This is a genomic window from Streptomyces sp. NPDC093598 (assembly GCF_044764825.1).
In the GTDB taxonomy this organism is placed as follows: Bacteria; Actinomycetota; Actinomycetes; order Streptomycetales; family Streptomycetaceae; genus Streptomyces.
In genome coordinates, this window is sequence record NZ_JBIWIV010000002.1 from 1153878 (window position 1) to 1166894 (window position 13017).

The 13017-nt window shown below is 71.8% G+C and carries 10 protein-coding genes; 6 read left to right on the plus strand and 4 right to left on the minus strand.

The genetic code is table 11. The features are described from left to right. Positions 1-252 precede the first annotated feature (252 nt). The 3 genes from ACIRDU_RS11275 to ACIRDU_RS11285 all read left to right on the plus strand — a co-directional run bounded on the left by ACIRDU_RS11275 (position 253) and on the right by ACIRDU_RS11285 (position 6612). Positions 253-3348, plus strand: a complete 3096-nt coding sequence (locus ACIRDU_RS11275) for a glycoside hydrolase family 2 TIM barrel-domain containing protein (RefSeq protein WP_403577067.1) — start codon at positions 253-255, stop codon at positions 3346-3348. Positions 3349-3501: 153 nt separating this feature from the next. Then, positions 3502-5745 carry a glycoside hydrolase family 9 protein gene (locus tag ACIRDU_RS11280; protein WP_403577069.1) on the plus strand — a complete coding sequence of 748 codons (2244 nt, stop codon included), beginning with the start codon at positions 3502-3504 and terminating at the stop codon, positions 5743-5745. A gap of 75 nt (positions 5746-5820) precedes the next feature. Beyond that, on the plus strand, positions 5821-6612 hold the full coding sequence (locus ACIRDU_RS11285) for an alpha/beta fold hydrolase (protein WP_403577071.1): 792 nt from the start codon (positions 5821-5823) through the stop codon (positions 6610-6612). A 99-nt stretch (positions 6613-6711) separates the two neighbouring features. Here the strand turns inward: ACIRDU_RS11285 and sigJ are convergent, their stop codons facing one another. Beyond that, a complete protein-coding gene (gene sigJ / locus ACIRDU_RS11290; RefSeq protein ID WP_403577073.1) occupies positions 6712-7644 on the minus strand; it encodes an RNA polymerase sigma factor SigJ in 933 nt (310 codons plus the stop codon). A gap of 175 nt (positions 7645-7819) precedes the next feature. Here sigJ and ACIRDU_RS11295 point away from each other — a divergent pair, with 175 nt between their 5' ends. The 3 genes from ACIRDU_RS11295 (at position 7820) to ACIRDU_RS11305 (ending at position 10390) form a co-directional block, all read left to right on the plus strand. Continuing rightward, positions 7820-8065, plus strand: coding sequence for a hypothetical protein (locus ACIRDU_RS11295; RefSeq protein WP_030845137.1), 246 nt, complete (start codon positions 7820-7822; stop codon positions 8063-8065). A gap of 3 nt (positions 8066-8068) precedes the next feature. Further along, positions 8069-8446 (plus strand): toxin Doc, encoded by a 378-nt coding sequence (locus tag ACIRDU_RS11300; protein WP_097222448.1) that lies wholly within the window; start codon positions 8069-8071, stop codon positions 8444-8446. A 321-nt stretch (positions 8447-8767) separates the two neighbouring features. After that, the gene (locus tag ACIRDU_RS11305) at positions 8768-10390 is read left to right on the plus strand and encodes an RICIN domain-containing protein (RefSeq protein ID WP_403577075.1); all 1623 of its coding nucleotides are present in this window, start codon (positions 8768-8770) and stop codon (positions 10388-10390) included. Between the two features lie 58 nt (positions 10391-10448). Here ACIRDU_RS11305 and ACIRDU_RS11310 read toward each other — a convergent pair whose 3' ends face one another. The 3 genes from ACIRDU_RS11310 to ACIRDU_RS11320 all read right to left on the minus strand — a co-directional run bounded on the left by ACIRDU_RS11310 (position 10449) and on the right by ACIRDU_RS11320 (position 13011). Continuing rightward, positions 10449-11618 (minus strand): lactate 2-monooxygenase, encoded by a 1170-nt coding sequence (locus tag ACIRDU_RS11310; protein ID WP_403577077.1) that lies wholly within the window; start codon positions 11616-11618, stop codon positions 10449-10451. Positions 11619-11699: 81 nt separating this feature from the next. Then, entirely contained in the window at positions 11700-12395 is a 696-nt protein-coding gene (locus ACIRDU_RS11315) for an alpha/beta fold hydrolase (RefSeq protein ID WP_403577079.1), read from the minus strand. Between the two features lie 58 nt (positions 12396-12453). Next, a complete protein-coding gene (locus tag ACIRDU_RS11320) occupies positions 12454-13011 on the minus strand; it encodes a hypothetical protein (RefSeq protein WP_403577081.1) in 558 nt (185 codons plus the stop codon). Positions 13012-13017 lie beyond the last annotated feature (6 nt).

The window sequence follows — 13017 nt, forward strand, 5'->3', positions numbered from 1 at the left end:
CGACTCCATACGGGCACTCACAGTGAACAGGGAGGTCGGTTGAGTTCCAGCGTAGTCCGTGAGCGCCCGGCGTGGACCGGTAACCCCGGTACCGCCTCCCCGGCCGGGGTCGTGGCGCGGATCCGGCCGAAGCGTCCCGTGAGGCAGAAGGAGGCTCCCGCACCCTTGACGGCCCTGTGTGACACATCGACAGAATCTGTTTGTTCGCGATTAGTTGTGAGTACTTCTGGGCCCTGATGAGGGAGCATCGTCATGTCGGTCACTCGCAGATCGGTTCTGCTCGCCTCCGCTGCCGCGCCCGCGGCCGGAACGCTGCTCACCGCCCCGGAGGCGTGGGCCGCCGGGGACCCCCGCGGCGCGTCCGGCCGCCGTACCGTCGCCCTGCGCGACGGCTGGCGGTTCGCGCTGGTGAACCCGGGCGGCCTCACCGACCCCACCGGCGCCTACGCCGACGCCCACCTGCCCGGCTACGACGACTCCGGATGGCGCGAGACCGCCGTCCCGCACGACTGGAGCATCGAGCAGACCCCCACCACCGAGCACGGCACCACCAGCGGCACCGGCTTCCTGCCCGGTGGCCTCGGCTGGTACCGCCTGGCCTTCACCCTGCCGCCCGCCCTCGCCGGCAAGCGGATCTCGGTGGAGTTCGACGGCGTCTACATGGACTCCTCCGTCTACTGCAACGGCAAGGAGGCGGGCCGCCACCCCTACGGCTACACCGGCTTCGCCCTCGACCTCACCGACCTGATGCACACCGACGGCACCACCGAGAACGTGATCGCCGTCAAGGTCCAGAACCGGCTCCCCAGCAGCCGCTGGTACTCGGGCAGCGGCATCTACCGCGAGGCCCGCCTGGTGATCACCGAGCCGGTCCACGTGGCCCGCTGGGGCACCCGCGTCACCACGCCCGAGATCACCGCCGAACGGGCCGTCGTACGGGTCGCCACCTCCGTCGTCAACGTCTCGGGCACGGACGCGGACGTCGAGGTCGTCTCCCGGATCGTCGACCGCAAGGGCCGGACGGTCGCACGTACCTCCGCCACCGCCACCGTCACCGGCGAGCGGACCGAGAACCAGGAACTCACGGTCCGGCGCCCCGAGTTGTGGGATTTCGAGACCCCGCACCGCTACACCCTGCACACCGAACTGCGGGTCGGCGGCAGAACCACCGACACCTACCGCACCGTCTTCGGCTTCCGCACCTTCCGCTTCGACCCGGACGAGGGCTTCTTCCTCAACGGCACCCACCACAAGATCAAGGGCGTCGACCTCCACCACGACCTGGGCGCACTCGGCGCCGCCGTCAGCGTCGACGCCGTCCGCCGCCAGATGGAGATCATGCGGTCCATGGGCGTCAACGCCCTGCGCACCTCCCACAACCCGCCCGCGCCCGAGGTCATCCAGGTGTGCGAGGAGCTGGGCGTCATCATGCTGGTGGAGGCGTTCGACTGCTGGCGCACCGGCAAGAACCGGTACGACTACGGCCGCTTCTTCGACGAGTGGTGCGAGAAGGACGCCACCGAGATGGTGCTGGCGGCCCGCAACTCGCCCGCCGTGCTGAGCTGGTCCATCGGCAACGAGGTCCCCGACTCCACCTCCACCGCCGGACTCGCCATGGCCGACCGGATCATCGAGGCGATCAGGGCCGCCGACGACACCCGCCCGCTGGTCATCGGCTCCGACAAGTACCGCCGTCTGCCGGCCAAGGGCTCCGCGGCCGATCTGATGCTGGCCAAGCTGGACGGCCTCGGCCTCAACTACAACACCGCCAAGTCGGTGGACCAGCTGCACGCGGCCTACCCGCACCTCTTCCTCTTCGAGTCCGAGTCCTCCTCCGAGACCTCCACCCGCGGCGCCTACCAGGAACCGGAGCACCTCAACACCGGTGAGAACCACACGCCGGGCAGACGCGCGACCTCCTCCTACGACAACAACCTCGCCTCCTGGACCATGAGCGGCGAGTACGGCCACAAGAAGGACCGGGACCGGAAGTGGTTCGCCGGGCAGTTCCTCTGGTCGGGCATCGACTACATCGGCGAGCCCACGCCGTACGACGTCTTCCCGGTCAAGGCGTCCTTCTTCGGCGCGGTCGACACGGCGGGCTTCCCGAAGGACATGTACTACCTGTTCCAGAGCCAGTGGATCAGCGAGCCGATGGTCCATCTGCTGCCGATGACCTGGAACCACGAGAAGGGCGACACGGTCGAGGTCTGGGCGTACACGAACGTCGACACCGTCGAGCTGTACCTCAACGGGAAGTCCCTGGGCGTACGGCGCTTCGACACCAAGAAGACCGTCGACGGCCGGGCGTACCTGGAGACGACCGAGGCGACCGGCGACGACAAGGGCTTCACCGACGGCCCCTACCCCGGCAGCTACACCAGCCCGAACGGCAGCGCCGGCAAGCTCCACCTGACCTGGAAGGTGCCCTACGCGCCGGGCGAGCTGAAGGCCGTCGCACGGCAGGACGGCAAGGTGGTCGCCACCGACGTGCTGCGCACCGCCGGCGCCCCGCACGCGATACGCCTGACCGCGGACCGCGAGTCCGTCGCCGCGGACGGCCGTTCCCTTGTCTTCGTGACCGCCGAGGTCGTCGACCGGCGCGGTGTGGTGGTGCCCGACGCGGAGCACCTGCTGTCCTTCGAGGCGGCGGGCGGCTCCCTCGCAGGGCTCGACAACGGCCGCCAGGAGAGCGCCGAGCGCTACCAGGCGAGCACCCGGACCGCCTTCCACGGCAAGGCCCTCGCCATCGTCCGGTCCGGCACCAGGGCGGGCGCGCTGAAGGTGACCGCCCGCGCCGACGGTCTGCGCCCGGGCACGGCGACCGTACGCGCCACCCGGGCGGAAGACCGGGCCGAGACGGCCCCGGCCGCCTTCAAGCCCGAGCACCCGTCCCCCGTCGGCCTCCCGCACGCGGACGCCAGTTACTCCGGACGTCCGGACACGCTGCCCGCCGCCATGCTCGACGGCGATCCGGCCACCGGCTGGTCCAACGGCTTCTTCAAGCAGGCCACGGCCCTGCTGCCGGCTTTCGACGGGGCGCGGGCCGAGGACTGGGTCTCGGTCGACCACGGGCGCACCCGCCGCTACGACCGGGTGGACGTCTCCTTCACCGTGGACGCCACGCACAGCCTGCCCGCGGCGATCGAGGTGGCGGTGTGGAACGGCCGTACGTGGCAGGCCGTGCGGGACACCGAGATCGGCTGGGCCGCCGCCTCCGACGCCCCCACCGTGATCACCTTCAAGGCCGTCCGCGGCTCCCGAATCCGGCTCACCCTGACGAGCCGCCACCCCGGCGAGCCCCAAGGCGCGCTCCGCATCAGCCGGCTGGATGCCCCGGCGGCCTGAACGCCCGGCCCCACGGTCCGGACGGGCGGTGAACAGCCAGTCTCGTCCGGACCGTTGACGGGGCGTCACATCAGCCACAACCATGGCCTGCGTACGCCTCTGGGAGCGCTCCCACGCCGAGCGCCACCCGCACCTCCGCAGAGGAGCCCAGACGTGAAACGACGCAGAACCGCTCTCCTGTCCCTGACGGCCCTGCTGGCGACCGCGCTCACCGCGCTGCCTTCGGCGCCGGCCGGGGCCGAGGAGACAGAGCAGGTCAGGAACGGCACCTTCGACACCGCCACCGAGCCCTGGTGGACGACCAGCAACGTCACCGCGGGCCTGTCCGAGGGCAGGCTCTGCGCCGATGTCCCGGGCGGTACCGCCAACCGCTGGGACGCCGCTGTCGGGCAGAACGACATCACCCTCGTGAAGGGGGAGTCGTACCGCTTCTCGTTCAGCGCGACCGGGACACCCGCCGGGCACGTGGTGCGGGCGATCGTCGGCCTGTCGGTGTCGCCGTACGACACCTACCACGAGGTCACACCGCAGCTCAGCGTCTCCGGCGACACCTACTCGTACACCTTCACCTCGCCCGTCGACACCGCCCAGGGGCAGGTCGGCTTCCAGCTCGGCGGCAGCGCGGACGCCTGGCGCTTCTGCATGGACGACGTCTCGCTGCTCGGCGGCGTGGCGCCGGAACCGTACGAGCCCGACACCGGGCCCCGGGTGCGCGTGAACCAGGTCGCCTATCTGCCGGCCGGCCCGAAGAACGCCACCCTGGTCACCGACGCCACGGCGAAGCTGCCCTGGCAGCTCAAGAACTCGGGCGGGACGGTGGTCGCCCGGGGCGCGACCCTGCCGCGCGGGGTCGACGCCTCCTCCGGGCAGAACGTCCACTCGATCGATTTCGGCACCTTCCGCACGAAGGGCACGGGCTTCACGCTCGTCGCCGACGGCGAGACCAGCCGGCCCTTCGACATCGACGCGAGCGCCTACGAGCGGCTCCGGCTGGACTCGGCGAAGTACTACTACACGCAGCGCAGCGGCCTCGCGATACGCGACGACCTGCGGCCCGGCTACGGCCGTCCGGCCGGTCACGTGGGTGTGGCGCCCAACAAGGGCGACACCGCCGTGCCCTGCCAGCCGGGTGTCTGCGACTACACCCTCGACGTCAGCGGCGGATGGTACGACGCCGGCGACCACGGCAAGTACGTCGTCAACGGCGGCATCTCCACCTGGGAGCTGCTGAGCACCTACGAACGCGCGCGGCACGCCCGCACCGGGCAGGCGGACAAGCTCGGGGACGGCACGCTCGCCATCCCGGAGAGCGGCAACAAGGTTCCGGACCTCCTCGACGAGGCCCGCTGGGAGCTGGAGTTCCTGCTGAAGATGCAGGTGCCCGACGGCAAGCCGCTGGCCGGCATGGCCCACCACAAGATGCACGACGAGCAGTGGACCGGCCTGCCGCTGATGCCCCATGACGACCCGCAGAAGCGCGAGCTGCACCCGCCGTCCACCGCCGCCACCCTGAACCTGGCCGCCACGGCCGCGCAGGCGGCCCGTCTGTACCGCCCGTATGACAAGCCCTTCGCCGACAAGGCACTGGCAGCCGCACGCAAGGCCTGGGCGGCGGCGCTCGCCCACCCCGACCGCCTCGCCTCCGAGAGCGACGGCATCGGCGGTGGTGCCTACGCCGACAGCGACGTCACCGACGACTTCTACTGGGCGGCGGCCGAGCTGTACCTGTCCACCGGGGAGAAGCGGTTCGAGGAGTACATCCTGAAGTCCCCGGTCCACACCGCCGACCTCTTCAAGCCGATCGGCTTCGACTGGGCCCGCACCGGCGCGGCCGGCCGGCTCGACCTCGCGATGGTGCCGAGCAGGCTGCCGGGCCGGGACAAGGTGCGCGAGTCCGTCGTCAAGGGCGCGGACCGCTACCTGGCGACCCTCAAGGCGCACCCCTACGGCATGCCGTACGCACCCGACGGCAACATCTACGACTGGGGCTCCAGCCACCAGATCCTCAACAACGCCGTCGTCCTCGCCACCGCGTACGACCTCACCGGCGCCTCGAAGTACCGGAACGGCGCGCTGCAGAGCATGGACTACATCCTGGGCCGCAACGCGCTGAACATCTCCTACGTCACCGGCTACGGCGAGGTGAGCGCGCAGAACCAGCACAGCCGCTGGTACGCCCGCCAGCTCGACCCGAACCAGCCGGGCCCGCCGAAGGGCACCCTCGCGGGCGGGCCGAACTCGAGCATCCAGGACCCCTACGCACAGAGCAAGCTCCAGGGCTGCGTCGGCCAGTTCTGCTACATCGACGACATCCAGTCCTGGTCGACCAACGAGCACACGATCAACTGGAACGCCGCCCTGACCCGCATGGCCTCCTTCGTGGCGGACCAGGGGTAGAGCCGGACAGCGTGCCGCGTGCCGGGGGAGTCCGCCGACAGGACGCCCCCCGGCACGCCCGCGTAGCCTGGTGTCATGCCAGCGGTGCGGGTCGACGGCATCGAGGTCGCGTACGACCGGGTGGGCCGGGGCCCGCCCCTCGTGCTCGCGCACGGCGCCACGACGGACGCCCGGCTGTTCAGTGGCCAGGCCGAGGAACTGGCCGACGAGTTCACCGTCGTCGCCTGGGACGAACCGGGCGCAGGCCGCTCCTCCGACGTACCGCTCTCCTTCACCCTGGCCGACTACGCCCGCTGCCTTGCGGCCGTCATCGAGGACGTCGACCTCGGCCCGGCCCACGTCCTCGGCCTGTCCTGGGGCGGGACCGTCGTGCTGGAGCTCTACCGGCACCACCCCGGACTCGTCCGGACACTGCTCCTCGTCGACACCTACGCCGGCTGGAAGGGCTCGCTGCCCGCGGCGGACGTACGGGCACGGGTCGAGGGCGCGGAGCGGATGCTCGCGGTCCCGGCCGAGGCGTTCGCACCGACCATGCCGGGCCTCTTCGCCGGGCAGCCACCCTCCGAAGCCGTCCGCCTGCTCTCCGTGATGTCGGCCGGCACCCGCCCCCGGAGCATGCGGACCCAGCTCACCGTCATGGCCGAGGCCGATCAGCGGGACCTGCTGCCGAGGATCGAGGTACCGACGCTCCTGCTGTGGGGCGAGCTCGACGCGCGTTCACCCGTGGAGCCCGTCGCCCACCAGTTCCTCGAAGCGATCCCGCAGGCCACGCTGGTCGTGCTCCCCGGCATCGGGCACCTCAGCAACATCGAGGCGCCGGAGCCCTTCAACCGGACCGTCCGGGAGTTCTGCCGCGCCCACTCCTGACCGGCCCGGCCACTATCGTGCGCAGGTACTTCCTGCCGAGTGTGTGGCTGCCGAGCCGCCCGTCGAACCAGTCGGCGAGCCGCTCACCGGGCCCGGCGCTCACGCCGCCGCCCCGGGCAGATGGGCGAGCTTGTCCGGGTTGGCCACGACGTAGATGCCGCGCACCCGGTCGCCCTCCGGGGTGAGGTCCAGGACCAGGACGGCGAACGGCGCGTCGCCGTCGAACAGCACCGCCGCGTCGTCGCCGTTCACGCGCCGGTAGCGCCAGACGGGGTGGTCCGGCCCGCCCCGGCCCGCCGTGAGCAGCCGGGTCACCTTGTCCCGGCCGTGCACCGGGCGCAGGCTCGCCCGCCGGCGCTTGCCGCCGGCGTCCGTCCACGCCGTGACGTCCGGCGCGAGCACCTCCATCAGTTCGGCGATGTCCCCGCCGAGCGCCGCCCGCACGAACCGCTCGGTGGCCTCCCGCCGCACCCGTGGATGCGCCTCGTACCGCGGGCGCCGCGCGTGCACGTGCTCCCGGGCCCGGTGTGCCAACTGCCGTACGGCGGCGGGGGAACGGCCGATGATCTCCGCGATCTCGGCATGCGGGTAGCCGAACACCTCACCCAGGACGAACACGGCCCGCTCCAGCGGCGTCAGCGACTCCAGGACCACCAGCATCGCCAGCGACACCGACTCCGAACGCAGGGCCGGGGTCTCGGCTGTCTCGGTGTCCTCCGCCTCGACCAGGGGCTCGGGCAGCCACGGGCCGACGTACGTCTCCCGCCGGCGGCTGATCACGGCACGCCGGCGCAGCGCGTGGTTGACCGCCACCCGGACGAGATAGGCGCGCGGATGGTCGATGCCGGCCAGGGCAGCGCTCCCGCCGCGGGCCGTCCAGGACAGCCATGTCTCCTGAAGGACGTCCTCGGTGTCGGCGACACTGCCGAGCATGTTGTAGACGACGCCGAACAGCAGCTCGCGATGGTCGACGAACACCCCGGTCGCCGCGTCGAGCGGGGCGTCGGTGCCGGGTACGGAGCTCTCGGTCATGCGTGGGCCTCCCTCGGGTGCGCTCACCACTGCGAGCCGGGCAGGGCCCCGGAATGTGACATCGCACGGTCCGATGTGACCCACATCTCAGGCGAGTCCGGTCCTCGGTACCTTCCGGCAGCCTTCCTGACCTGGGGATATTTACGAGTCAGTACCCGAGCGGTACCGTGAATGCATGCCAGCTCTCAACGTGGAGTTCAGCGACCGCGAACTTGAGGACCTGCGGCAGATCGCCAAGGAGCGCGGTACGTCCATGAAGGCCCTCGTGCGGGAGGCGGCCGCGGCCGACATAGCCCGCCACCGGGCCCTGCAGGAGGGCGCGGAGGCCTTCCGCCGGTTCTTCGCCACCCACGCCGACGAGTTCGCCGCCGCGTTCCCCGATGACGAACCGCCCGCCAAGGGCGAAGGGCGGGCTGCCTGACCCATGGCGCCCGTGATCCACATCGATGTGCCCTGGCTGCTTCAGCGCCACGAGGAGGTCCTGCCGGACCAGCCCACCGTCAACGACTTCTCCGCGCTGGTCGCCGCCGTCGCCCGGCACCGCGTCGACCCGCCGCGCCTCGGGGTGAACTCCGACCCGGCCTGGCGGGCCGCCGCGCTGCTGCACACCATCACGGTGCTCCGGCCGCTGCCCTCGGCCAACGCCCGGTTCGCCTGCGCGACCGCCGTGGCGTACATGTTCGTCAGCGGCGTCGGCATCGACCCGCCCTACGGCGCCCTCGTCGACCTGGCCCGCGACCTCTTGTCCGGCGCGACCGACGTCTACGGTGCGGCGGACCGGCTGCGCTCCTGGCAGATCTGAGGAACTGCCCGATGCGCACGGGGCGCAGGGAAATGTCGAAAACGGGTGCGATCCTCGCGCATCCGTTCTCCGTTTCTGACTTCCTGTCAATGGCGGGGATGTTGTCCGGGCGCCTTGTTGGCCGTGTGGGGGTTGTGCAAGAGTGAAACACGCGTGCGGGGGGAAAGGCCGGGTGTCGCACGTGATTTGTGGACCGCGTCCGATTCGCCGTCGGTGAATTCTCACCTCCCGCGCCGCGCCAAAAGAGGTACGCACCAACCGGGCCTCCTTTTTCGGCGGCAGGACTCCTGTGTGTCACATGCGTGGGAAGGAACCATCTCAGTGCCCACCCCCCACCCCCCTCGTCCCCCGTATCCCCCGCCCGGCGGGGATCCGGGGGAATCCGATGAATCACTCGCCGCCCCGCTGAGAGGCAGCCCGGAGGGCGAGGTCGCCGCCCATTCCGTCGCGCTGCTGATGGCGCGGCACTACCAGCCGGTGCACGACTACGCGGTCATCTGTCTCGCCTCGTCGGCGCAGGTCGCCGCCATGGTGACCGGGACCGCCTTCCACCGGACCCTCAACCGTCTCGCCTTCGGCGAGTCGGCCGTCGCACTGCGCCCGGCCCTTCTGGTGACCGTGCGCGACACCATCCGCGAGTGGTCCGGCGACGATCGAATATCAGCCGTTCTGCCCGCGTTGCAGAAACCGGCGGGCGGGCGCGGGCTGCGCGCGGCGACGTCCATGACTCCCGAAAATCGCACCCTCGCGGAGCGGGCATTCCAGGCACTTCCCGCGGCCTCGCGTTGTTTGCTCTGGCACGTCGAGGTCGAGGCAGATCCTTTCAGCGTCCCCGCCGGACTGCTGGGCATGGACGCCGACATCGCGTCGGCGGCCCTCGAACAGGCGCGGGACAAATTCCGGGAGGGTTGTGTACTCGCCCATCGCGAACTCGCGCCGACCCACGATTGCCGGTTCTACAACCGCCTCCTCGACGTCCCGATCCGGCGCGGCGGCGCACTGCTGCCGGACGTCCAGCAGCATCTGGAGGAGTGCCGCTACTGCCGGAACGCGGCAGAGCAACTGAGCCATTTCGAGGGCCCGCTGGGGCCGTTGATCGCGGAAGCGGTGCTCGGCTGGGGCGCCCGCCGCTACCTCGACTCGCGCCCGGGACGGGCGTCGCACGGCACGCGGGGCGCTCGCGCGGGCCGGCGCGGTGGCGGGCGTCGGGGCGGCGGGCGGCACGGGCTGCTGTCCCGGCTCCCCGTGCCCGCCCGGGTCCCGGAGGCGCTGCGCTCCTCACGGGCACTGCTCTCGGGCGTCGGCGCGGTCTCGGCCGGGGTGCTGGCGACGGTGCTCATCATCAGCGCCTCGTCCTACGACGGCGGCGAGGCCGACCCCGCCGGCTCCAACAGCGCGGCCGGCGGCAACGGCTCCACGTCGGCGGCGCCGCCCGGCACCGCCGGCCTTCCCGCGGCACCGGGCGTGACGCGGCTGCGCAACGCGGGTGCCGACCTGTGCCTCGACATCCGGGACCTGCCGAAGGAGGGTTCGGGCACGAAGCTGGCGGAGTGCTCGGCGGTGTGGACCCAGCAGTGGACGTACGAGGACGACGGTCTGCTGCGCAGCGTCGCCGATCCGGGGCTGTGCCTGGACTCCCACAAGGACGCCGGCGTCGTCGTCCTCGGCACCTGCGCCGACGAGGATGCCGAGCGGGGTGACGACGTGCGCTACGACCTCACCGTGCAGGGGGAGTTGCTGCCCCGCTGGGACGAGCGGCTCGCCCTCACGCCGGCCGACGACGACCCGGGCGCCGACATCGTCGTCAAGGTCCGCGACCGCTCCTCCGACGCCCAGCGCTGGCAGTCGGAGCCGCTGCCGACGACGGCGGGTTCCCTCTCGATCGAGGAGCAGGACGACCCGGCGGCCCGTCACGTGACGCTGTCCCACGGCCGGACGGCGTGACGGCGGGCCCCCTGAGTCCGAGCGGGGCTGCGCGGCGAACGCGCCGCGCAGCCCACCGTCAGGCCGGATCCTCGACGAGGTCGGCCGGGCCGGGCGTGCGCGGTGTCGCATGGCCCGACAGGGCGAGGGTGAGGTCGAGTTCGGCGAGCAGACAGCGGATGACGTGCTCGACGCCCGCTCGGCCGTCCAGGCCGAGACCGTAGACGTACGGGCGGCCGACGAGGACCGCGCGGGCGCCCAGGGCGAGGGCCTTGAAGATGTCGTCGCCGGTGCGCACGCCGCTGTCGAAGAGGACGGCGAGCCGGTCACCGGCCGCCTGCGCCACGCGGGGGAGCGCGTCGGCCGCCGCGACGGAGCCGGCCACCTGGCGGCCGCCGTGGTTGGAGACGACCACGCCGTCCATGCCGGCGTCGGCGGCCCGTCGCGCGTCGTCCGGGTGCAGGACACCCTTCAGGACGATCGGGCCGTCCCAGTTCTCCCGCAGGAACGCCAGGTCCGGCCAGCTCTTGGCCGGGTCGGAGAACATGCCGACGAAGTGCATCACGGCCGCGTTCGGATCCTCGTGCACCGGCTTGGCCAGGCCTGCCCGGAAGGCCGGGTCAGAGAAGTAGTTGGCCGTGCCGACGCCGTGCAGGAACGGCAGGTAGGCCTGGTCCAGATCGCGCGGCCGCCACGACAGCAGCGGCGTGTCCAGGGTGACGACCAGCGCGGTGAACCCGGCCGCCTTCGCCCGGTTCAGGAAACTGCGGGCCACCTCCGGGTCCTTCGGCCAGTACAGCTGGAACCAGCGCTCGGCGTCCCCCATCGCCTCGGCGACCTGCTCCATGGGCGTGCTCGACGCCGACGACAGGATGTACGGCACGCCCTGCGCCGCGGCGGCCCGCGCCGCCGCCGACTCGGCGTCCGGGTGCATGATCGACAGCACACCGACCGGGGCCAGCGCGAGGGGGGCGGGCAGGGCGCGGCCCAGCACCTCGACCGACAGGTCGCGCTCGTGCACGTCCCGCAGCATGCGCGGCACGATCCGGCGGCGCTCCAGGGCCGTCCGGTTCGCCCGGGCCGTACTGCCGTTGCCGGCGCTTCCCGCCACATAGCCGACCGGGCCGGGCCCGAGCCGCTGCTCGGTCAGCTCCTCCAGCCGGGTCAGATCCGTGGGCAGCCGCGGTACGGCACCCGTCATCCCGTTCAGATAGATCTCGTACTGGAAGTCCGCCCAGTGCTTGCCCACCGTACGCCCCGCCTCTCGTCGTCTCCTCGCCGAGACCGCGCCGTAGGGCCGACGATACCGAGCGGTATGCGCGGCGGTGGATCAGGGCCGGGCCGCCGCCGTGTGCAGCACGTGGGCCAGTGCGCGCGGCTGCGAGAACATCGGCCAGTGCCCGGTGTCCAGCTCCACCAGTTCCCAGCTGTCGCTCTCGAGGAGTGCGGCCACCGCCGGCATCGGCTCGTCCCCGTCGAGCAGGCACTTCACATACGTCGCCGGGAGCGCGCCGAGGGAGCGGGCGAGGACGGCCGGCTCGGTGAGCGTGGCACCGGGGTGCGGGGTCGCGCCCACGATCCGGGCGATCTGCTCGTCCGTCAGCCCCTGCCCCGCGTAGTCCTCCGGACCGAGCGGCGGCCAGTGTCCGGCATGGCGGTCGATCGCCTTCCGTACGTGGTCGCTGGGCCGGCCCGACAGGAACGACTCCCCGTCCACCGGCACGTTGGCGTCGACGAAGACCACCCGCCGCAGCCGGTCGCCGATCCGCTCGGCGGCCTGCCCGACCGGGATGCCCGAGTAGCTGTGCCCGACCAGGACGACGTCCCGCAGATCGAGGCGCTCCACCTCCTCGACGATGTCCCGGACATGCGTCTGCTGCCCGGCCGGCTGTGTGTCCCGCTTCTCGGCGAGGCCCGACAGCGTCAGCGCATGGACGTCATGCCCCGCGCCGCGCAACTCCGCGGCCACCTCGTCCCATGCCCACGCCCCGAGCCATGTCCCTGCCACCAGTACGAAGTCGGTCATGCGGGCAACGTAGCCGAGGGGTCCGACAACGTTCCCTGCGCCCGGGCCCGTTCCGGGGTCACTCCTGGTCGTCCGTGGGCGGTGTGCGATCCGGCTCGGCGTCCGGACCCTGGGCCCTGACGCGCTGCACGTGTTCGAGCGAGTCGCGCAGCTCCGCGAGCCAGTCGTCCGTATGACGCTGGACCAGGCGCACGCACCAGGCCAGCGCGTCGCTGCGGCTGCGGGCGACGCCGCCGGCGATCAGGGTGTCGAGGACCTGGCGCTCCGGCTGCCGCAGCCGCGTCATGACCGGCGCGGCCACGTGCGTGAAGAGCGTCCGCCGTCCGCCGCACTCCACCCCCCAGGACACCTTACGGCGGAACCGGTGCTCGGCTTCCCGGGCCACGGCCATCCGGTCCTCGCGAGTGCGCTCCCGGAACTCCTGCACCCGGCTCTCCAGGGCCGCCTCCCGCTCTGCGGCCGGGGCGTCCTCGGCCAGCCGGGGTTCGGGGACGCGGCCGATCACGGTGATCTCCTCGCGGTCGACCGTGATCTCGGTCAGTTCCTCGAAGAGGTCGTCGGGCAGGCGGCCGGCGAACCAGCCGCGAAGCTTGATTCGCTGCTCTGTAGTAATCATGTAATG